The 22,130-nt window shown below is 51.0% G+C and carries 18 protein-coding genes; 7 read left to right on the forward strand and 11 right to left on the reverse strand.

The genetic code is table 11. The features are described from left to right. Positions 1-94 precede the first annotated feature (94 nt). The 3 genes from BJJ97_RS09645 to BJJ97_RS09655 all read right to left on the reverse strand — a co-directional run bounded on the left by BJJ97_RS09645 (position 95) and on the right by BJJ97_RS09655 (position 4,287). Positions 95-1,960, reverse strand: a complete 1,866-nt coding sequence (locus tag BJJ97_RS09645) for an Svx/AvrXca family virulence/avirulence protein (protein ID WP_095993801.1) — start codon at positions 1,958-1,960, stop codon at positions 95-97. Between the two features lie 306 nt (positions 1,961-2,266). Beyond that, a complete protein-coding gene (locus BJJ97_RS09650) occupies positions 2,267-3,583 on the reverse strand; it encodes a purine-cytosine permease family protein (RefSeq protein ID WP_095993802.1) in 1,317 nt (438 codons plus the stop codon). Positions 3,584-3,597: 14 nt separating this feature from the next. Next, positions 3,598-4,287: a helix-turn-helix transcriptional regulator gene (locus BJJ97_RS09655; protein WP_095701741.1), complete on the reverse strand. Its 690-nt coding sequence runs from the start codon at positions 4,285-4,287 to the stop codon at positions 3,598-3,600. Positions 4,288-4,922: 635 nt separating this feature from the next. On the opposite strand from BJJ97_RS09655, the gene BJJ97_RS09660 reads away from it, so the two are divergent. The 3 genes from BJJ97_RS09660 to fhuE all read left to right on the forward strand — a co-directional run bounded on the left by BJJ97_RS09660 (position 4,923) and on the right by fhuE (position 9,341). Continuing rightward, positions 4,923-5,816: a LysR family transcriptional regulator gene (locus BJJ97_RS09660; protein WP_095993803.1), complete on the forward strand. Its 894-nt coding sequence runs from the start codon at positions 4,923-4,925 to the stop codon at positions 5,814-5,816. 146 nt (positions 5,817-5,962) lie between these two features. Next, positions 5,963-6,889, forward strand: coding sequence for an AEC family transporter (locus BJJ97_RS09665; RefSeq protein ID WP_095993804.1), 927 nt, complete (start codon positions 5,963-5,965; stop codon positions 6,887-6,889). A gap of 208 nt (positions 6,890-7,097) precedes the next feature. Then, entirely contained in the window at positions 7,098-9,341 is a 2,244-nt protein-coding gene (fhuE, locus tag BJJ97_RS09670) for a ferric-rhodotorulic acid/ferric-coprogen receptor FhuE (protein ID WP_095993805.1), read from the forward strand. A gap of 104 nt (positions 9,342-9,445) precedes the next feature. Here the strand turns inward: fhuE and BJJ97_RS09675 are convergent, their stop codons facing one another. Both BJJ97_RS09675 and BJJ97_RS09680 read right to left on the reverse strand, forming a co-directional pair. After that, on the reverse strand, positions 9,446-10,795 hold the full coding sequence (locus BJJ97_RS09675; protein ID WP_095993806.1) for an enolase C-terminal domain-like protein: 1,350 nt from the start codon (positions 10,793-10,795) through the stop codon (positions 9,446-9,448). Next, complete coding sequence (locus BJJ97_RS09680; RefSeq protein ID WP_095993807.1) at positions 10,788-12,134, reverse strand: MFS transporter; 1,347 nt, start codon at positions 12,132-12,134, stop codon at positions 10,788-10,790. The genes BJJ97_RS09675 and BJJ97_RS09680 overlap by 8 nt, the downstream gene beginning before the upstream one ends. 282 nt (positions 12,135-12,416) lie before the next feature. Between BJJ97_RS09680 and BJJ97_RS09685 the strand changes: the two genes are divergently transcribed. Next, positions 12,417-13,166, forward strand: a complete 750-nt coding sequence (locus tag BJJ97_RS09685; RefSeq protein ID WP_095993808.1) for an AAA family ATPase — start codon at positions 12,417-12,419, stop codon at positions 13,164-13,166. Positions 13,167-13,263: 97 nt separating this feature from the next. Then, on the forward strand, positions 13,264-13,755 hold the full coding sequence (locus tag BJJ97_RS09690) for a DUF2569 domain-containing protein (RefSeq protein ID WP_095993809.1): 492 nt from the start codon (positions 13,264-13,266) through the stop codon (positions 13,753-13,755). Positions 13,756-13,862: 107 nt separating this feature from the next. Here BJJ97_RS09690 and BJJ97_RS09695 read toward each other — a convergent pair whose 3' ends face one another. The 5 genes from BJJ97_RS09695 to BJJ97_RS09715 form a co-directional block, all read right to left on the reverse strand. Next, a complete protein-coding gene (locus tag BJJ97_RS09695; RefSeq protein WP_095993810.1) occupies positions 13,863-14,432 on the reverse strand; it encodes a fimbrial protein in 570 nt (189 codons plus the stop codon). Positions 14,433-14,459: 27 nt separating this feature from the next. Then, positions 14,460-15,494 (reverse strand): hypothetical protein, encoded by a 1,035-nt coding sequence (locus BJJ97_RS09700; RefSeq protein ID WP_095993811.1) that lies wholly within the window; start codon positions 15,492-15,494, stop codon positions 14,460-14,462. A 16-nt stretch (positions 15,495-15,510) separates the two neighbouring features. Continuing rightward, positions 15,511-16,260 (reverse strand): fimbrial biogenesis chaperone, encoded by a 750-nt coding sequence (locus BJJ97_RS09705; RefSeq protein WP_095993812.1) that lies wholly within the window; start codon positions 16,258-16,260, stop codon positions 15,511-15,513. A gap of 37 nt (positions 16,261-16,297) precedes the next feature. Next, complete coding sequence (locus BJJ97_RS09710) at positions 16,298-18,721, reverse strand: fimbria/pilus outer membrane usher protein (RefSeq protein WP_227003584.1); 2,424 nt, start codon at positions 18,719-18,721, stop codon at positions 16,298-16,300. Between the two features lie 241 nt (positions 18,722-18,962). Further along, the gene (locus BJJ97_RS09715) at positions 18,963-19,511 is read right to left on the reverse strand and encodes a fimbrial protein (RefSeq protein WP_095701757.1); all 549 of its coding nucleotides are present in this window, start codon (positions 19,509-19,511) and stop codon (positions 18,963-18,965) included. Positions 19,512-20,227: 716 nt separating this feature from the next. Here BJJ97_RS09715 and BJJ97_RS09720 point away from each other — a divergent pair. Together BJJ97_RS09720 and BJJ97_RS09725 are read left to right on the forward strand one after the other, a co-directional pair. Next, positions 20,228-21,001: a winged helix-turn-helix domain-containing protein gene (locus BJJ97_RS09720; RefSeq protein WP_095993813.1), complete on the forward strand. Its 774-nt coding sequence runs from the start codon at positions 20,228-20,230 to the stop codon at positions 20,999-21,001. Further along, the gene (locus BJJ97_RS09725; RefSeq protein ID WP_095993814.1) at positions 20,988-21,458 is read left to right on the forward strand and encodes a FidL; all 471 of its coding nucleotides are present in this window, start codon (positions 20,988-20,990) and stop codon (positions 21,456-21,458) included. The genes BJJ97_RS09720 and BJJ97_RS09725 overlap by 14 nt, the downstream gene beginning before the upstream one ends. A 58-nt stretch (positions 21,459-21,516) precedes the next feature. Here BJJ97_RS09725 and BJJ97_RS09730 read toward each other — a convergent pair whose 3' ends face one another. After that, positions 21,517-22,089 (reverse strand): TetR/AcrR family transcriptional regulator, encoded by a 573-nt coding sequence (locus BJJ97_RS09730; RefSeq protein ID WP_095993815.1) that lies wholly within the window; start codon positions 22,087-22,089, stop codon positions 21,517-21,519. Positions 22,090-22,130 lie beyond the last annotated feature (41 nt).

Raw genomic sequence — 22,130 nt, forward strand, 5'->3', positions numbered from 1 at the left:
AGGCCGCCAATATGGCGGCCTGTTTTTTATGGGCCCGACTTATTTTGAGAGTCAACGTAACGTGGCTCTGAGTCGGTTCCTTTTTGTGGTGATATTACTTCGTGCTGTAGACCGGAACGGCCGTCACTTCTGGCACGGCTTCGGTCAGGTAAGCACCCGCTGCGCTGCTTCTGACTTCATTTTCATCAATAAAGCCATAGAACACGCCCTGTGACGCGGAAGTGCCGCGAATTTCCGCATCTCCACGCATCTGTGCATTGCCTGACAGCACAATGCCGCGCTCAAACGCACCCGGTCCCATGAAGACCGTATGCAGCCGTGCGTTATCGCGTACGATGGTATTGCCCTGCATCACCGTCAGTCCGCCGACAACGGCACGTCCTTCCACCGTCCCGCTCAGAATCGTTGCACGATCTTCAATTCTGGCGTTATCCCTCACCGTCCCGCCGATGACACGAGCGTAAGGCCCGACGTACGCGGTAGGAGCAACATTGGCTGAATTGGATACCCAGCCGCCGCCGTTGGCGTGGCGAGAACCGTTAGCGGTTGGGTTCGGTGCGCCAGGTTGGCTGCCTTCCGGCCAGACGCCGGTGAAATCAGCCATCCACGGATAGCGATAAAGGGAATAGTAAGCCTGATCCCACTTGATCTTCTGCATTTGCGACGGTGTACCCATGACCACCATGTAAATGCCGCGATCGTCCTGACGAATCGTGAAGTTTTTCACCGTGGCAGACGCGCCGCGTTGCAATTCACTGTAGCGAGAAACGCCGTCCGAACCGACAGCGACAATACCCCAGCGCCAGTCGGAATTAGGCTGTGGCATGGTTGCTGGATCGTTTTTCAGCCCAGGGAAGCGGGTAATGGCCGATTTACTCTGCACCATGCCGCGGAATTTGACGGTGATTTTCGTCGCGCCACTTTCCGGGATCAGCCGGACAATGTTGTAGCCCAACTGCTGCGGAGCCTGATCGAACGGTACGGAGAAGCGACGGAGGCTGGCGCTGGCACCGACAACCGGCTCAAGCGCTGTGGTTCTCAGCAGACGGTCGGCGTTATTCTGGTTAGGCTGTACCGCGCCATAGCCGCCGTAGGTTGAACGATAAAAACGACCACGATCGAAACCGTCTGGATCGACGTAATCCCAGTTAACGTTGTGCATCGCCCAGTCGCCAAAGACGTCGTTGAATTCAGACTGGCTCCAGCCCATGTTGGTACGCAGAATGGACAGCGGATCAGCGGTAGACTGGCCACTTTCGCCCCATTTCGGCGCTTTTGCCCACATATCGTTGATGGCGCTATAGCCAAAGCGGTTCTTCACATATTCCATAAACTGCCAGTTGCAGTAACGGTTACGCGTTGAACCCAGATAAATATGCGAATAGTTGACCTGCATTTCCGAGCAGTGTGCCGACGTACCGCGGAATTCATCCATCTGGTGCGTCATCCAGTTCGCGTGGGATTCCCAAATCCAGCCAACGTAGTTATCGCCCGAACTCTGGAAGCCGCCGGTTTGCCCTTGCAGCGCATGGGTAAATTCGTGCGCCAGTCCCCAGTTATCCTTGAGTGATGCAGGACCGATCCACATTCCCATGCTGCCACCGCCTGCAATACCCCCGCTGAGCCCAAAGGTAGGATCGATGTGAATATTGGCTTTATATTTCACGGTCTGTTTGCAATAAGGCTCGGGGAACTCAATTTGTTTAATAAATTTATCCCAAATTTGTTCCAGTTTCTGCCCTGCGGCAACCGCATCATTACGGTTAACGTCGTTATTATTCCAGCGGAAGGCAAAGTGCTCAGTCTGGTATTTCACGGAAGGCATATCGGTGATGGAATTATCCACCTGCCAGTTGCCCGCGATACAAGCCTCAGCGGCATTTGCCGAATTGACCATCAATGCGCCACTTAAAACGAGTAGACAGTTTAGCGGCGTGAGAAGTGTTTTTATTTTTGGCATAAATCCTTTTCCTAGCATGAATATTGCTAATCAGCCTTATTATTTCACGAGAGGGAATTCCTCTTTGATAGATAAGACTCCATCCCAAGGCCATCATGGCCTATATCCCTCATGCTTCAAGTTACCTGTACGTTGGCTCCTTGTTCACCCCAGTCACTTACTGATGTAAGCACCTTGGATTCACTGCGTCGCCGCCTGCATGTAACTCGAATTATTTAGGAGCTAATTTGCTTAAGTAAAAAATATATCGACCTCTGTAGGAAGAGGCCGACTGGATTATAGGTTAATTTTATCTTGTTACCTATTTCATTTTAAATTTTGGTTATGCTTGAGTTTCTTAAAATAAACGTGGTTATTGATGTGATGCTGTATTACCCAATAAAGCAGGCTGGCTGCCAGCAACGAATTAAATGCCGACACGCCCCACTCAAAGGCTAACCCGACGATAGCGCCGACAATGCTGGCAATAATAGCCGACCAGCCAATCAGCGGCGTTTGTGCGCTGTCGGGTAATTGGCCTTCGGCACGGCTGGTGTCGAGCAACGTTTTGTGGGTGCGTAAAATATAATAATCAACCAGCATCACGCCGATAATCGGTGGGAACAGCACGCCCAATAGCGTCAGGAAATCAATAAAACGGTCCAGAATACCGGCAACTGAAAGCAGTGTACCAATGAGCCCAATCACCAGCGTGATGGAGACATAGCGTAATTTCTTCCCCGTGACGCCCTCTATCGCATTGGCGATTCCCAAAGAGGAGGAATAAAGATTGATATCGTTCACTCTCAGTGTCGAAAATATCACGGCAATAAGCCCTATGCCACCAGCCGCCTGGGACATGATCGTCACAACGTCTGCGGTATTGAGCGCACGGGCAATAATGATGGCGAGGCCATTCACGATAAATTCCCCGACGATAATCGACAGCATCGTCATCCAGAAAACGTGCTTTCCTTTTTGGGAATAGCGCGTCATGTCTGGAGTAATTAAGCTGGCGACGATACAGCCACCCACAACCATCGTCGCGCCAGCGCTAATGGAAATGGCTTCACCGTTAGGCGCGGAAGCGATCAATTCTGCAATGTTGTGGCCGGAGAGCGTCATAATCGAGATATAGCCGACGACGATAACAAACATCGGCACAGCAATTTTGGCCGTGAAGCGTAACGCCCTGAAACCAAAGGCAACCAGCAGCGTCAGCGCAATGCCGGACAAGGCAGCAGACCAGCCAAAGCCGAGCTTATCCGCCATCGCAAAGTTAAGCGCTTTGGCGAATACGGCATTTTGGACGCCGAACCAGCCGATGAGGCTAACGGCGATCACCAGCCCAATCAGGACGGAACCAATACGACCAAAGCCGCACCAGCGTGCGAGCAGGCTGCCCGACATCCCTTCTTTCATTCCTGCATAGCCCAGCCCCACGGTCACCACGCCAAAAATGGCGCTGCCAATAAAGATGGCGAGAAATGCCTGACTGAGCGTCATGGAATGGCCGAGCACCGCGCCTAACATAAACTGGTCTAGCGCGGTTAACATGCCGATGTGCACTAGTGCCACATTGAAAAAAGGCAGCCGGACACTCAGCGGAACGCGGCTGACCGGATAGTCATCTATTTTTTCCATAGGGATATATGTGCTTATATAAACTGAATGCCTTTCGTGATGAGCGAGCGGGGAATATAACCATCTACACCAAGATTCCGACAAAATGCTTCAAACTGAGGTAGAGAGTGCGTGTCGGTTTTTTGGTACATGTTATAGACTCTGTTCTCTATTGTTTTCGGCGAGACATTCATTTTTCGGGCAATTTCTTTATTTGAAAAACGCTGTAATAACAGAAATATAATGTCGAGCTCTGCCGGTGTGAAAACATTGGTAGCGAGTTCCGTTTGTAATACGGTGGGTTTTTGCTGATTGATATAGATCAAGGGAGAACGCGAATCTAACTGTTTGGCACTCCACATGGTTCCAATACAGATCTTGTTTCTATCAAAAATAGGAATCTTTTCGCTAACGCAAGGTGTGAGAGTTTTTTTGCCATACCAGTAATGTGTTTCGATCACCGTCACCCGTTTCTCACTATTCTCTGCCAATCTGTCGTGCTCTTTTAAATCATCGGATAGTTCCGCCCAACTGGCAGGGAATTCGTCATCAAAGCGTCCCTCGATATCAAATCTTTCCGGTGTGCTGGTATAAAAATAGGCGGCCTTGTTCATGTAAATATGCCGTGATGATAAATCCTTAATCCCCCACGGCTCGCTTAAGCACTCGATCATCGTAATCAAATTATGAATGTAGTCAGTCATGTGTTCCGCTGATGGTGACATTCCGCCCTCCTTGAGGGTGTATTAATTAAATGAATATTAATATTTAGTTTTAGTTAATAGTCTATAGATCATTATTATCCCGCTAACTTATTAGGTTGCGGTTGATTGCTTATCATGACTGTTTTTGTCAGGCAAGGGTGTTTTTTGCCTTTTATGACTTTCTATTCTTGTGCTATAATTTTACGCCACGACGTTTTACGCTAATTATATGTCGATAGCGTCACAAAATTAAGAAAATATTCGCCGCACCAGGGAAATAATACCGAATCCTGTAAGGGATGGTATTGGGTCTTACATCAAAAAATAAAAAATACATTATTTACACGTTACTCACTGACTCTTCAGCATTTTTATATCGTTAATTCCTCTGTGTCCACATCAAGGTGCAGAGTCACGCCCGGTTTATGCCAGCGAAATGCATTACCGTTTCGCTGGCATCCTTCTCCCGTTCATCCCCTCTGTCTACGTATGTTGCAACCTATGCAAAAAGGCGACATTGTTACAGCCATCATGGCATGGCTACAGTCTCTTGTGACGTTGTTCTGGCAGACTGTTCGATAGCGCGCCATTTTGCTATTCACGTTTTTCTATTCATGTTTTTCTATATCAAGTACATAGGCCGGAGAGTGGGTTGCATGTCGTTAAAAGCCTTACGCACGTTAGTCGCGATTGCTCAGTATGGATCGTTTGCCCGCGCGGCTGAAGCCGTGTGTCTGACGCAATCGGCCGTTAGCCTGCATGTCCGCAGCTTAGAAGAAGACTTCAAGGTGTCGCTTTTCGATCGCTCACGTCGCATTCCGGTACTCACGGAAGCCGGACATCGCGCGGTGGAGCAGGCGCGGGACATTCTTGCGCAGTATGACGGCATTGCCGCCGAGCTAGGCGAGGGCGGGGAGTTGGCCGGACGCCTGCGAATTGGTGCGATCCAGACTGCGCTGGCTGGCGTTTTGCCCGCCGCGCTGGCCGCATTGCGTCACGCTCATCCACGCCTGCGTGTTCTGGTGAATTCGGGGATGTCGGCAGAACTGGCAATTCGCATTGATGCGGGCGAACTGGACGCCGCCGTGACCACCGAGCCGGTAAAACCTTACCCAACCGGCTTGGTGAGTACGCCGCTCTATCAGGAAGGATTCTGGATTATTGCGCCACCGGCGCTGGCGTCTTTGGATGCCAGACAGCTTCTACAAGATCATCCTTTCATTCGTTTCGATCGTCGTGCCTGGGCCGGGCGAACCATCGATCGCGAGCTGCGTCGCCAGCGGCTGCGGGTACAAACTGATATGGAGCTGGACAGTCAGGATGCGATTATGCAGATGGTCACCAGTGGGCTTGGCGTGGCGGTGATTCCGCTGTCTGAACGTGAGGTGAGTCGTTTGGATAATCTGCTATGTATTCCCTTCGGCGAACCTCAACAGCAGCGGCGCGTTGTGCTGCTGGAGCGCGAAGATCGTCCGGCAGCGCGCTTGGCTGCGGCGCTGGCGGAAGCGATCCGAACGCAGTCTGGTGACGATGGCATTCATGAGAAATAATTGAGCTAATGTCGAGTTAATCTCGTTTTTTTCTCATCAAAAGTCCCGCTATGGTAGTGCCAGTTTCTTCAATTCAGGTACTGAACCATGGCGTCCACCCCGCAATCCTTCCCGCTTTCACCTTCTGCACCGCGACGTGTCAGTCGATGATCGTCTCGCTTCTGCTGGCGCTGTTGCCGATCGCGCTACTGATCGTGTTGGGATCGTGGCTACGTCAGCGTGCTTTTCTGACGGCGGCATTTTGGCCACAGGCTGAAAGGCTGGGTTATTACATTCTACTTCCCGCGCTATTTCTGCATGGGCTGGCGACAGCGCGTCTGGATGGCGTGCCGGTAACAGCGATGATCCTGACGCTGGTGTGCTCAACGGTGGCCGTCGCTGTCGGTCTGGTCGCGGTACGCCGCTTCTTTCCCGTTGATAATGCGGCGTTTACCTCGATATTTCAGGGCGGTGTCCGTTTTAATAACTACGTTGGCGTGTCTGCCGCCGCTGGGCTGTTTGGCGCACACGGCGTAGCGCTCGCGGCCGTCGCGAATGCAGCGATTGTGCCGACGGTCAATATTCTCTGTGTCTTGGTCTTTGCCCGCTACGGCAACGCCGGGACGCCGTCATTCAAGAATATCGTGCGACTGCTGGCGCTGAACCCGCTGGTGGTGGCCTGCGCGATCGGCATTACTTTGCAGATTACCGGATTAGGTTTGCCGACGGGGATTGAACCGGTAATGAAATCATTGGGACAGGCGTCGCTGCCGCTGGGGCTGCTGTGCGTGGGCGCAGCGCTGGATTTCTCTGCCGCGCGTAGCTGGCTGCGGCCTGTTGTGATGGCATCATGCGCGAAATTTATTGCGATGCCACTCGTGACAATCGTCGCCTGCCACCTCTTTGGTCTGTCTGGCTCGGCTGCGATTGCCGCACTGTTGTTTCAGGCGCTGCCGACGGCATCGTCGTCCTACATCATGGCTCGTCAGTTGGGTGGTGATGCGCCATTGATGGCGGGCATCATTGCGGTTCAAACACTGGTAGCAGGCGTCGCGCTGCCGCTGGCCGTCCTTGGGCTGAGCGGACTGTTATAAATTCCTCGTATGTTCTTTTTGTAACAATGCCTTGTTAACGGCATGGTGATTTGTTCTTTTCTATCTATTTGTATTTTAAGTGAATTAATCATTGCATTGAAATGACAATAATAATGCGTATAGTTATCATTTACTTTTCTGTGCAAATGTTGACAAGAAACGCCTCAGCATCTCGCCAAAATCACCATCAGTTAACCGAGGATATACCATGTCTTTTAGAGTTACTCGCGCCGGAAAAACGCGCGTTTGTGATTCTTCGCTGGCCGGAGTAAAACCATTCGGAGTCTCTCTTCTCGCCTTGTTGATCTCAGCCTCTTTCCTGCCCGCTCAGGCCGCTGCCGAAGAAAATCCAGCTTCAGGTGATACGCTCGTCGTCAGCGCGAACGCCAATGCTAACGCCGAAGCCAGCGATCCACAGGATTACAGCGTGAAAGTGACTAACGCCGGAACGAAGATGACGCTGACGCCGCGTGATATTCCACAGTCGGTGAGCGTGATCAGTCAGCAGCGTATCGAAGATCAGGGCCTGCAAACGATTGGCGAGGTAATGGCGAACACGACCGGTGTGTCCTCTAAAATTATCGATTCCGAGCGTATGACGTATTTTGCGCGTGGCTTCCAGATTAATAACTATCTGTTCGATGGAATTCCTACTGTCGTAGACGAAATTTGGGATTTCGGTGATTCCGCTTCCGATACAGCAATCTATGATCGTATCGAAGTGGTGCGTGGAGCGACGGGATTGATGACGGGAACGGGCAATCCTGCCGCGGCAGTAAACATGGTTCGCAAGCATGCCGATAGTCGTGAATTTAAAGGCTCGGTATCCGGCAGCTACGGGTCATGGGATAAACAACGGATGGTGGCCGATCTGTCTGCGCCGCTGACAGAATCCGGCAACGTGCGTGGCCGCGTGGTGGCGGGCTATCAGGACAGCGACACCTGGCTCGATCGCTATAATAGCCGCAAAAAATTCCTCTACGGTGTGATTGATGCCGATGTGACTGATTCGACGACGATCTCCCTCGGTTATGATTATCAGGATAGTCACATAACTAACCCAACCTGGGGTGGGTTGCCGACGTGGAATAGCGATGGTAGTCGCGTTCGTTTTGATCGTAGTTTTAACACCGCACCAAACTGGAGTTACTCGGATAAAACCTCGAAGAAGGTTTTTGCCGATCTGACCCAGCGTTTTGATAACGGCTGGCAAGTACGCATGAATGGTACGCATGCAGAAAACGACTTTGACTCCAAACTGATGTATGCCAATGGGTTCCCAGATAAAGATACCGGAATACTTGTCGATCCGTTCGGCGGTAATGTCGGTGCTTACGGCGGATGGAATAAGGGAACCCGTAAGGTTGATGCGATTGATACTTACGCATCTGGCCCGTTCGAATTACTGGGACGCCAGCATGAGTTGGTGGTAGGCGGTAGCTATAATCGGCAGCGTAATCAATTCGCTAATACCCAATCGACGATAAGCCCTGCGGATATGGGCAATTTCTACAACTGGAATGGCAATATTGCCGATCCTACATGGGGGTCTTGGGTGGGTAGCACTTTTGTGCCGGGACTCTGGAATAATGATTATGAGCACTCAACCACACGACAAAAATCCCTCTATACCTCAGCAAGATTCTCGTTAGCGGATCCATTGCACCTGATTGCTGGCGTACGTTATACCGACTGGAGCATCGTTGGAACGACAGGAAATACCAGTAAGAATCGTGTGACGCCTTATGTCGGCTTGGTGTATGACATCAACGATACCTGGTCAACGTATGCCAGCTATACCGATGTCTTCCAGCCACAAACGAAAAAAGGTGTAGACAATCAATATTTGTCTCCTACAACCGGGAAAAATTATGAAGCGGGTGTGAAGGGAGATTGGTATAACAGTCGCCTGACGGCTTCAGTTGCGGTCTTCCGAATTGAGCAGGATCGCGTAGCTCAAACTGCGCTTGAGAAGAATGTGGTGACACAAGAAACGGCTTACGAGTCTGTTGATGGTGTCGTCAGCAAAGGGATCGAATTTGAAGTTAACGGTGCCGTGACGGATAACTGGCAAATGACGTTTGGCGGTACGCGCTATGTTGTTGACGATCAGGACGGTAAGTCAGTTAACCCAGAACAGCCGCGCACGTCGTTCAAGCTGTTTACCCGCTACCAGTTGCCAACGCTGCCGGAGTTAACCGTTGGCGGCGGCGTGAACTGGCAAAATGGTATCTGGCAGGAAGGCTCTGGCCCGCAAAACACCACGCTGCGCGCCGAGCAGGGCAGCTACGCGCTGGTTAATCTGTTTGGCCGCTATCAGGTGACCAAACAGCTGGCGGTACAGGCGAACATCAACAACCTGTTCGATAAAGAGTACAGCGACTATCTTGCGCCTTATGCCGTGTATGGCGCGCCGCGCAGCGTCTCAATGACCGTCAACTATGCTTTCTGAGGATCAGCGCTTTCTGACGATCAACGCTTTCTGATGATCGATAGTGCCGTCTAAATCTTAAGTGAAACATCATCCCCCGCCGACAGCATCGGCGGGGGATTTTTTCAACGAACCAGCGAGGGCCGTTTGGCGTTAAACGACCAGTTGGGAATTAAAAACTGCATCCCGAGCGCGTCGTTACGGTTTTTATCCGGTAGTGACTGATAAAGCCGGTGCGCCTCCTCCACCCGTTTCCTGTTCAGCGTAATCCCTAATCCCGGCCCTTCCGGCAAGTGCAAATGGCCTTTTTCAATTCGCGGCGCTTCATGGGTGAGCTGCTGACCATCCTGCCATATCCAGTGGGTATCAAACGGCGTGATGCGTTCGCCCGGCGCGGCCGCACCCAGATGCGCAACCATGGCGAGTGAGATATCGAAATGGTTGTTGGAATGGCAGCCCGTAGTCAATCCCCATTCTTGGCACAGTTGCGCCACGGTGTTGGCATGGCGCATGGTCCAGAAGTGCGGGTCGGCCAGCGGAATATCGATAGCGTTCAACTGGAGCGCGTGGTTAAGCTGACGCCAGTCGTTAGCGATCATATTGGTTGCCACGGGAATGTTGGTGGCGCGTCGGAACTCGGCGAGGGTTTCCCGGCCGGAATAGCCGTTCTCTGCGCCGCACGGGTCTTCCAGATACGGTATTTGCCCCTGTAGTTCCCGCCCTAAGCGTATCGATTCATCCAGAGACCAGCTGGCGTTGGGATCCACAGTCACCCGCGAACCGGGGAAGTGGCGCAGCAGCGCTTTTACCGTCTCAACCTCTTTTTCACCGTGATGCACGCCGCCCTTGAGTTTGAAATCGTTAAAGCCGTAGAGATCGCTGGCGGCCTCCGCCAGACGGATGACGCCGGCGTCATCCATCGCTGCCTGATGGCGCAGATAAAACCAGTCATGTTTTCCGGTTTCGCCGGGCAGGTAATTCATGTCCGTTTTCGTGCGGTCGGCGATGTAAAAAAGGTATCCGAGAATCGGAATCGACTCGCGCTGCTTACCGCTGGCCAGCAATTCTGCAACCTGAAGGTTTAAGAACTGCCCGGTCAGATCCAGTAGCGCAGCTTCCGTCGCGGCTACCGCATTGTAAAATTTCTCTGGGTTCATCTGTGGAATGTGAATCGCGGTGTTGTCGCTCTGTCCGCTACTCAGATTGCGCTGATCGCTTTTAAACAGCGTGCTCAACGTAGTGTTCAGCTTGAGCAGCGATGTTCCTTCCACCTGCGGAATAAAATCGTTGAGCACCGCGAGCGTGCTGGAATGGCAGGGGCATTCTCCTACGCCGGTATTGCCCGCGCTGTCTGTCAGCGTCACCAGAATTCGCGTGAAGTAGCAGTTGTGCGCACCGCCAATATTCAAAAGCATGCTGTCATATCCGGCGACCGGAATGACCTCCATTTTTTTAATGATAGGGCTGTCAGACATTTCGATGCTCCATAGGTTTGAATGAACTGGGCGGCGTGGTGTGTGTGTTACGCAGCAATAAGAACAGACCGGTCACGACGGAAACCGCCGTCAGGGAATAGAGTCCGCCCGTTGTGCTGCCGGTTTTTAATTCCAGATAGCCAAAGACGGTAGGCGCGACGAAGCCTCCGAGGTTGCCGATCGAGTTGATCAGGGCGATCCCCGGAGCGACGATGGACGCAGGCAGGTTGCCCTGTGGCATGGGCCAGAAGAAGGTGGCGCTGACCTTTGAGCCAATGCAGGCAACGATCATGGCGAAGAAGCCGAACCACGGCGATCCGATCGTCGCCATAAACGTACCGCAGGCGGCAATCAGCATGGCGACGCCCAGCGCTTTGGGTAAGTGCTGACGGTGTTTGTCGCTGAATTTGCTAACCAGATTGATCGCGATAATGGCGCACAGCCAGGGTATCGCGGTAAGCAGCCCGATACCGAAACTGCTGAACCCCTGAATGCGTTGGATAATCTGCGGGAGCCAGAACACCAGCGTGTAACCCGTCATGGTCATGGTAAAGAAGATGGCGCAGTAGAACAGTGTTCTACGGTCCGTCAGTAAGCGCAGTTTTCCGGTATTTGCCTGCTGCGCGTCACGCTCAATCTCTTCCTGTTGTAGCTGTTGTCCGAGCGCCTGCTTCTCTTCTGCGCTGAGCCAGCGGGCTTTATCAGGGCTGGATACCAGCACAAAGGCTGCCAGAATCCCGACCAGAATCGACCCCGCACCTTCTAAAAACATCACCCATTTCCAGCCCGCAATGCCGAGGAAATCATGCATCATCAGGATGGCTCCCGTAATTGGGCCGGAAAAGAGAAACGCCCCCGCGCTGGCACTGAGGATCAGCGCCGTTGCCCGGCCACGCCAGGCGTTAGGCACCCAGAGCCGGAAGTAATACAGCACGCCGGGGAAGAAACCCGCTTCGGCTACGCCGAGCAAAAAGCGCAGGACATAAAACTGCATCGGGCTGGTGACAAAGCCGGTCGCAACCACGACGGCTCCCCAGGTAATCATGATGCGTGTCAGCCACACTCGCGCCCCGAATTTCTTCATCATCAGGTTACTGGGGACTTCAAACAGCGCATAGCCGATAAAGAAAAGCCCTGCGCCAAGGCCAAATGCCGCCGCGCTGATGCCGGCATCGGTCTGGAGTTCTGCTTTTATAAATCCGATGTTTGACCTATCTATCTGATTAATAATCAACATAATGGCCAGCATCGGAATAATACGCTTGAAGAATTTGGCAATGGCTGAGGCGAGATGCGCCTCTCTGGTGTGGTTAGATGATTCGGTTGTTGTCGTTGTCATTTTTTACACCTCGCGTAGGTAGGTTACGAAAGTGTTATAGAAAATGAGTGAAAGGAATAACCATGTGCAGATGCCCAGCATGCGTTGGGCTACTCCACAGTGGCGGCGAAAATGAAGGCGGCCAGCGCAATTAGGAAAAAGTGAGGAAATATCACGTCTGCGACGGCGATCACAGCCTGACGGGGGAGGCATATCAGGCATTGACGCTTTTTATTCGTTTGCTAAGGTAATGGAAAAAACACGCTATTCACTCATCATCATTACCCGTCAGGAAGACAGAGAATGATCTCAACGCAATACATCAGCAGAGTCGCACTGGTTCACGAAAAGGTGGATTCATTCGAGGCCTACCCGTTTTCTATTCCGTCGATTCGCTCGTTGGATAAGCTGGAACTGCACCCGAAAGTCACTTTTTTTATCGGCGAAAATGGCGCGGGAAAATCCACGCTGTTGGAAGCTATCGCCGTTTCGATGGGGTTCAACCCGGAAGGCGGCACCCGCAATTTCAACTTCGGCACCCGTACGTCGCACTCCAGACTGTCACATTTCCTGCGGGTGGCGAAAGGCATCAAAAAGCCGAAAAACGGTTTCTTCTTACGCGCGGAGAGCTTTTTCAATGTCGCGACAGAGATTGAACGGCTGGATAGCGAACCCGGTTTTGATCCACCCGTGATCGATTCCTATGGCGGCCATTCGCTACATGAACAATCCCACGGCGAATCCTTCATGGCGCTGCTGCTCAATCGTTTTGGTAAAGAAGGGATTTATCTGCTCGACGAACCGGAAGCTGCGCTGTCGCCCAGCAGGCAATTAACGGCGATCGCCCGCATGCACGATCTCATCCGTGAAGGATCGCAGTTTGTTATCGCGACCCACTCTCCGATTCTGATGGCGTATCCCGACGCCACTATTTTTCAATTCGGTGAAGACGGAATACAGCAGGTCGCGTATGAGGACACGGAGCACTACCAGATCACGCGCGCTTTCCTGAACAACCCTGAGCGCATGCTACGTGAACTGATGGCGGAATAGGGGTTAACATCACTTCGGGGATAAGCGACAATTAAGTGTGATATCAAGACGGGAAACCGTCTTTTTCTTTTGGAATCGACTTACAGGGATTTAAGAAATGAAGTGCCTAAATTGCGATAACGATGCGCGTAAAGAGTCCGGCCTGTGTTCAGCGTGTGAAGAAAAAGAACAACAGAAGATTAACGGTATTCTCTATCTCCCGGCGCTGGGGATTATTCTCTCTCTCATCACTACGCCGTTCTCACTGTACGATATTATCAATTCGATGATTATTCACTTTAAGAACACCGGATTTCTCGGCTATTACGCGTTGGCCTTGGTATTTTTCCTGTTTGCCATGTTCGCGCTGGAAATTTTCACCGCGATGACCTTCTTCCGACGTAAAAAACAAACGCGGAATGTCATGGTGGCCTACTACTTCATTAGTGCACTGCTGGTGGGGTATATGACATTGCTACCGGCTTACTTGTTTAATGTCCAGCTCGATACTGGCGATATTCGCGCGATAGCCTCTTCGTTCTTTGGTATTGCCGTTTGGATCCCGTACTTCCTGTTCTCAAAAAGAATTCCGCTGGTTTTTAGCCGCTAGCGAATAGGGGGAGAGGCTAACAAATCACGTTAGCCGTGAGTGAATAATGCGTGTGCCGCCAGTGTTTGGTAAAGAACAGGGCGGCCTCGACTTTCCCCTCAACCTCGCTATAAATAGCTCAACGTAAAGTTCGCCGTTGCCATGAAATCCCCGGACTGAAGCAGATCGTCGCGTATCTTTTCGATGCGGGCTGAAAAGGGAATGGCGTTGTCTCCGCTTTGCAGCACAATGTTGTCCGTGCTGCTGTTGATGCCGACCAGTTTGTTCGCATGGTAAATGCCAACCGCGATGCCTTTGGCACCGGAAGGCGTATCCAGCGCCAGCCGCTTGGGCAAGAGCGGCTCTTCTTTGCCTGAAAAACGGATAGTGACGTTTTGGTAGGTATCCAGATTGCAGTCCGTGAGGTTGATGGTGAAGTCATGCCAGTCGCCGTAGCGATTGGCTTTTAAGTAACGGTCAGAGACTTCACTCATGTCCACCACAATCGCCTTGCTCTCCGTACTCACATTGCAGGCGGCGTTGACGACTAAAACGTGGAAGGTCACTTCGTGATCGTCCAGCACGGTCATCTGCTGCGCGAAGGATGCACCTGAATGCAGCGCGATGATGCCAAGTGCGAAGGCGAGCAGGGTGCGGCGCGAACTGGATTTCACTACCGTGTTGCTGTGTTTGATCATCGTTGCGATCTCGCGTAGGAAGACGGATTAATGATAATTAAACCGTAGGATAATATTTTTCTCGGTATCGCCGACCACCGCGGGGCCGGAGGCGTAGAGTCGAGCCGTATAGCGCCGTTCAATCACGCCGCTCGATGCCGTCAGGCCGTCAACCAGACCGATGAACTGGTTAAACACTACGTTATTGCCGCTGCGCGTATCTTCGATCTTCAGCGTAGCGCCATTTCCCATGTTCATGCCGTCTATCCCGACGAGTGAATTTCCCCGTGACGAGGCGTCAAAGTTGATATCCAGATCGAAACCCTTTCCGCAGTCTTCTCCGCCGTCGGTTGATACGTTGATGTGGAATTCTGTTTGCGCCAGCGCGTTGGCTTCTGTACCCGACCACGCTCTGACCGTACCAAAATCGACATAGCTGTCGGGCGAAACGTTGATCTTCGCGGCGCATTGCATAATGTCGATGCCGTGTAGCCCCGACAGGCTGAGGCCATAGTTGCCGTTGGGTTTGTTGTTGATGCCTCCTTCACCGTCAATCTGGAAGACGCGCAGCGAATCGACTCCCGCTGTGGTATCGGTGATATTTCCCGTTTTTTCGAGATAGAGCTGCACCGTGACATTCAGCATGGTCGGGTTGGACGGCGGTGATGAGCCGCTTGGGCCCGGTAAGATCCACTGCCCTGTGGAGACGCGGGATGCGGTGGTGCCGCCGTTGGTAATCACCCCGAGATCCTGCCCGTTATAGATGATGCCAATCCCGACCCCTTGGCTGATGGCCTTGCCTTCAGGGTTGGGATAGAAATAGGACATCTCACCCTGTGGGCGTACGGATTGATACGCCCAGCAGGCCAGGCTGCGGGTATAGGGTTTTGACGTCCACAGACGGCTGCCGATAGGCAAGGTCGCGGGGATTTTTAGCGTACCGATATCCTCATAATCGTTTACCGGGCCGGTTACGGTGCCCAGCCGGCATTCCAGCGCGCTGGCGTTAAACGCCGTTAAGCCGAAAAAGAGCGAAGCACAAAGGGCGACATAGCGATGTTGACGAGCAGCTAACCAAGACATAGCGGTTCCCTGTGGTTTATTTACGGATGACGGGCTGGCACTGGTTTTGTGCGCAGGTAAAAGGCAACTCCAGATGGCCGCCGTAGTCATTGACGTAGTACAGATAGAAGCGAACGACCGCGCCGTCATTCACCTCAACCGACAGCGTTGAGCGTGGTGAAACCATAAAGGCGTTTCCCTTCAGCAGGCTGGTAGGGTTGGCGCGCGTCGCTTTGGGCTGTTTCAGGATGCCGCTGACCGTGATGTAGTACGGCGTGGGGTTTTCTACCTGAAAGATGTTTCCCGTTTTGCGGACGATCAGTTTTTCCTGCCATATTTCGTCTTTGGCTGGCTTTACGCCACGGGGGCGGAAGAACACCTTAATTTCAGACTGAATGGCGATCTGTAATACGTTGGGCTTGTCCGTCTTGGGCGGAATTTCGCGGACGTTGAGGTAAAACAGCGATTCGCGGTCGGTTGGCAATTGGCTGATTTGTTCGGTCTTGACCAGACGAATCAGGCTATATCCTTTCGCTTCGATGCGCTGTAGCGGCGGGAGCACCATCAGCGGCGTCGTCACTTTATTGTGCCGATCGTCCGTCAGCCAGGACTGCGCCAGAAACGGATTCTCCGCATTTTGGTTCATCAACATGACCGTCGCGGATTGCTCCTCATCGTTAAAAATAACGCGGGTGCGATCGAGGCTCAGGGCGCTATAGGCTGCGGGCATCAAAAACAGGCAGCCGATAATGAATCCTGCGGCTCGCTGATAAAATGTGTGTTTCATAACGTACTCTCCAGATTTTTCTCTTTCTTCGCGCCGCTTATTTACAGGGAAGCAGCAGGGCATCAAGGTGATTTAAGGTGGCGGGCAGGGTGATGGCACACTGTGTTCTCCCCTCCCAGATGACGGACAGCGTTTCGTCAGGCGACACGCCCGTGATGTAGGCCTGCCCGCCGTTGGCGATCATGGCGATATCGCGGCCTTTCTTGTTTTTGATCTGGGCGGCGAACGGGGGATTTTTGCCATCGGCCAGCGCGACGTGCGCCATGATTTTTGCCCCGTTTACCACGTCGAATTTGCGGTAGCCGATGGCCCCTTCGGTCAGCGTGCCCTGAACCACCGTCGTCACCGCTTCAATGTGTTGCGGTAATTTTTGAAGATCAATGCGGGTCGACACGTCGTAGTAGCTGCTGGTGCCAGCAATCACGGCTAGGCCATAGCGGTTAGTCTCGACCTGACTGCCAGTGAACGGTACGCCCGCCTGTTCGGTATCGACCATGATGCGTGTGCCGCCCTGATTGCCTTTCGGGTGTGCTGCGACGCCGTGGCGGGTGGCGGTAATCCCGCCGCGCAGTGAGCCGTTCAGGTAGGTATAGCGATCCTGCTGCCAGGCGACGCCCACGGTGGCATCCGTCATCGGTGCCAGATGGGTATAGTTGCCGCTCAGGTAAGTATTCTCTTTGCTGTCGTGTCGGGTGCTCAGATTCCAGGTACGGCGCTGATCGGCATTGTTGGAATAGGTCAGCGCCTGATTGCTGCCGTCGTTATAGCGCCCCATGCTGTAGCTCAGGCGATCCTTTTCTCCGAGCGGGATAGAAAAGCTCAGATACAGGCTGTCATCGGTACGGCGGTTGAATTCGGTGCGATAGACCGAGAGATTCGCGGCAATGCCTTTCAATGCGCCGATATCGAAATATTTGTTCAGCGAAACCCCGTAGCGATCCTGCTCGGCTTCATTCCAGTAGGTTTGGCGCGTATAGGTAACGTAGGTCGATAGCCCGCTCAGCACGGAGGAGGATTCCCGCGTCGCGAAATTTTTGGAGAGCGTAATGGTGTAGCGCTCTTTTTCATTGCGATAGCGGTTATCGAGATTCAGCGCATAGAGATATTGCGCCATGCTCATGTAGGTCTTTTCTGAAAAGCGGTAGCCCGCGAAACTGATCTGGCTATCGATTGAGTTGAAGTATTTAGACCAGTTGAGTGAGAAGGCATGCCCCATTTGCGATGCAGACGTTGCCGGGAGCGTTGCGCGTGACTGTGTGATATCCGCCGACAGTGCGCCCAGCAGGTAAAGGTTTTTCCCGACGCCCGCCGACCAGGACTGGTAGCCATCGGACAACATGCCGCCGCCGTACACCGACCACGCGTTGGATAATCCCCATGACGCTTCGGCAGCAGAAAAGGCCGGGCCTTGCAGACGGTGGTTGGTATTCGAGGGTTTACCGGCGGCGAGTTTGTACTGCACGTGCCCCGGGCGCGTCAGGTAAGGCAGGTTGGCTGATTCGGTCTGGAACGTCGTTACCGTGCCGTCTTCTTCCGTCACGCGCACATCCAGCGTCCCGCTGACGCCGTTTTTCATATCCTGAATGGCAAAGGGGCCAGCAGGCACGGTGGTTTCATAGATCAGCCTGCCATTTTGCGTGACGGTCACCGTTGCGTTTGATTTGGCAACGCCGCGAATTTCGGGCGCGTAGCCGCGCAGCGAAGGGGGAAGCATGTTCTCGTTATTGGCTAATGACACGCCGGTAAAGCGATAGCTATCGAACAGGTTGCTGCTGAAATACATTTCCCCCAGCTTGAGATCGGCTGAAAGCGTTGGCAGCGGACGATAGGCGTAAAACTGATCCCATGCGAAACGATCGCGATTCGCGTTACGCGATTTTTGCAGAAAATAGCGGTAATCAGCACGGTAGCGCCAGGCCCCCTGATTAAATCCGGTGGTGCCGTAGCTGCTGAGATAGTGTGATGTGCCTTTGCCGTTGGTATCACGGCGCACGTTTCCGACGAGGTTGTAGTCCAGCAGCGCACCGCTGATGCCGTGGTCCCATTGCTCGGGTGGAATCCAGTTGCGATCGCTGTACGCTAGCCAGGCCTGCGGGATCGTAATATTTAGCGTTCCCATGCCTATCTGGTTAGAGACGGTGACGCCAGCGATAGGCGTCAGATCGACACACGCACCGTTATTCCATAATTCGGCTTTGTCACGCGCCTCTTTTTTCAGCGCTAGTTTATCGACGAGTTCGGGCGAGAGGCAGGCTGTTGGCCGAGCGTGATGATTTCCTTCCGGCAGGTAATCAATTATCTGCTGTTGTATTTCACGCGCGTTGACTTTAATTGATAAAAGATAGGTGCCGGGCGTGACGTATTCGGGATCGGAAAAATGGCTAAGATCAATTTCAGTACGATCGTCGACATCCAGTACGTTAACGTTAAATTCCGTTGCACTGAGCGATGTTGTATTCAAAGAAAAAATAAAAATACCGCAGCGAAATAACGCGAATTTTATTTTTTCTTTGAATGTAATATTCTTCATTGCCATAGGAATAGATACTTGAATAGATGCCGCATTGTGGTTATCCATTCATATCAATCGATATGTGGAATAAATAAGGTATTAGGGGAGGAGATCTCCCCATTTTATTTTTTCTACCCTGTTGTTAGCGCAACGGGTGTTTGTCGCAACGAATGGTTAGCGCAACAAAATGTTATTGATAGGAAACAACAAAATTAGCCGTGCTGGCGAAGGAACCGGTCGTGATTACTGGTGATTCCCCTTCCTGTGGGGTTGGCAGTTTTGCGACATAAGACGTGAAGGAGAAGATATTATCTCCATTTGCCAGCGGTGTTGCTGGAACGGCTGGCGTGGTTCCGTCGAATTTAATTTTTTCGCCAACACGTTCAACGGCAATCCCTGCACCGGTTGCACTGCCGTTTAATGCCAGCAGCTCATTATTGGTGCCAGATGCCACGCCGCCGGAGAAAACAATTTTAGCGCTGGTGGCGGTATCCAGACTGCAATCTTTTAATGTGATATCAAACGGCTTAATTTCTGACGTGCCACCGTTCTCCAGCACAGTTTTGCTGATTTCGCCAAACTCGATCGTTTGGTGCAAATCATCCTGAGATACTGAGCAAGGCGTATCAATAATTTTTCCTTTGAACGTTACCGATCCATTATGTGAATCCGCAGCATATGCGCTGGCAGACAATATGACGGAGATAAGGGATGCCAGGGTGATTTTTGATAATTTCATATTCTGCTCTCTCTGTTGGTTACTTTGTTTAAACGTGAATGTTTAAAAGTGAATATTTAAACGTGAACGCTACTCTCATGAATGCTCATGCGTTCATGTATAACGAGTAATGCCTTCTCTTTTGTAATGCTTTTACTGACGGGTTAGCGGTTTGTCATGTTTTCACGTGGGAATATATTTTCCGCTTGCCTAATCAGTGGCTCTGGAACCTGGTAGATAGTAGTGTTGAGTGGATTTGTGGTCAAATATATTGTTTTGTTTAACTTTATTTAGTTTAAATCTTTTAAATTTATTTTTATTTAGGTTTTTATTCTGTTTTTTGGTTTTGTCGTTCTAACGAGACATAATGGGCTATAAATATAATTGTCGAGATAATTTATTTTAATTCAATGCCTTATTTGTTATTTTCTAGCTTCTGGGTTGAGATGGGAGTAAGTAGCCACTGCTTTATAAAAATAATGAAATGTCTTTTTATTTATATAGATCTTAAATGAAGGGTAAATAATCTTTGACAATAAATAGGTAAGTTTTTATCCTTGCCTGAGATAGAGCCTGTGAGATTGCATATATATTTATTTTTTATAGATAACGTATTTTTCGTCATGGGGTAGTGAATTTAAGACTATTCCATAGGTTTTGTCATCATAAGTGATGTATCTATCAGGCTGATTATAACAAATGAATAGCGCTTCTTAATCTTGATGGAAAAAGTACGTATGGTTTATTTGATTAATGATTTAATCATTTTTAATGAGGGAGAAGGAACACTCGCATGGATAGATCGTGAAAATGAAGCCGTCTCTCTGAGCCTTCCTATTTCTCGATTGCTCTGCTTGTTGATTGAGAATCCGGGCGTAACGCTAAGCCGCGAGTTTTTGTTAAAAGAGGCACTGGAAAAGCACGCGCTTTGCCCCTCTCTTAATAATCTAAATAACTATTTATCTCTGCTAAGGAAGGTATTACGCGAATTCGACCTTGCGGATTCGATTGTCACCATCCCCAAATTGGGTATTGTTTTTAACGCGGAAAGCATTGTTTTCTACCCAACAGCGGATGGGGGAAAGGAAGAGAAAGACGCGCTAAATCAGGGAGATGAGAAGAATGTTGAAGAAGAGGTTTACGAAGAAAAAAAGCCGTTTTCTATAAAACACCGTGCCATCTCTGAGCCAGTAAAAAAACAGCAATACATCCGGTTCCTTCTCATCTGGATAACGATAGTGGGGGTTTTCCTGATCGCGCTGGTAAGCGCAAATCGCTTCCCGTATCGGCACCTTGTTGACGTTAAGATGAGCGGGAAATGCGATCTTTTCTATTTATATGACAGCGTAGGTTATCCCCTCCCGACCGACTATGAAAATCTGTGTACCGACAATACGTTGTTCTTCCTGTCGAAAAAAATCGTTATGTCTGGAATGCTGGATAAGAAAAGTGAAATCGTTATTTCCTGCAAGAAGGATGGGAAGGGATGTGTAACTTATGTTAATAATTAAAGTCAGGAAGAAGATTTTTTGCACTGTATTAGTGCTTTTTATTTCATTTACGCTGGGAACCCTTTTTTATTTAAAAAGTAATTTATACCGGAATCCGCTGATCTGTCAGGCTGAGGTAAAGCGCTACTTAGAAGATGGGAAAATCAGAAAGGAATATGACGTCTATTTTTATCTCAATAAACAAAACAGGGCGTTGGTGTTGGTCAACGGCTTTTACCTCGGTGAAGACGGCGTACCGCTAACGATTCGGCGCACGTTCAGCTTTGATTCAGTGTGGGAAGGGAACCGTCTGGTGGTGCACAATATCGTGATGAATAAGAATACCAATGATAATGCACCCGATGAAGCGATCCCCATCCTGGCTGAAAATGATGTCATCCAGTTCGAAATGCTGACGAAGTATGCTTATCTGATTAGCACCGTCCAATCAAAAATGGCCTGTAATATTCGCGATTAAGGCGTGCTGGAACAAGTGTACGCCTTACTCGCGACGTATGCTGTGCTGACCCTGTGCTTCACAACACGCGTTGTATAAAATCATCAATATCTTCAGTGGCTTGCTGAAATTCAGCAAGCGTAGGGTTAATAATCAGATGGTCAGAGTAGCCGTTTAACAGTGCACCTAGCTGGCGGGAAACGCGTTGAGTATCGGTATTTTTAAAGACACCGGACGCGACGCCTGATGCGATGATCGCTTCCAGTAAAGCAAACCATTTCTCTGCCATTACATGGGCGAGCTCTGCGTAAGCGGCATTGTGAACGGCTAACTGCCATAGCGATCCATAGAGATTCCAGATGACGTCAGTCGTATCCGGCAAGTAATTCTTCACCAGCGCATGCAGTTTCTCTTTCGGCGGTAATGTGGCGATTCCTGCTGCAACCGCTTCCAAATCCGCTTGCATGAACGCCGTTAGTGCCTCAATGGACAGCGTTTGCCAGTCAGGAAAGTAGTGATAAAGATGGCTGCGCGAAATACCAACGTGTTCTGCCAGTTCGCGCGTTGTCACTTTCTCAATACCTTTCTCAATAAACAGCTCGATTGCGCCATCAAGGATTTTGTCTTTTAGCGCTTTCGTCGTCTCTTTCATTACCGTCCCCGCGTTGACTTTGAGCAAGTGCTCAAATACAA

This window comes from Pectobacterium polaris, assembly GCF_002307355.1.
Lineage (GTDB): Bacteria > Pseudomonadota > Gammaproteobacteria > Enterobacterales > Enterobacteriaceae > Pectobacterium > Pectobacterium polare.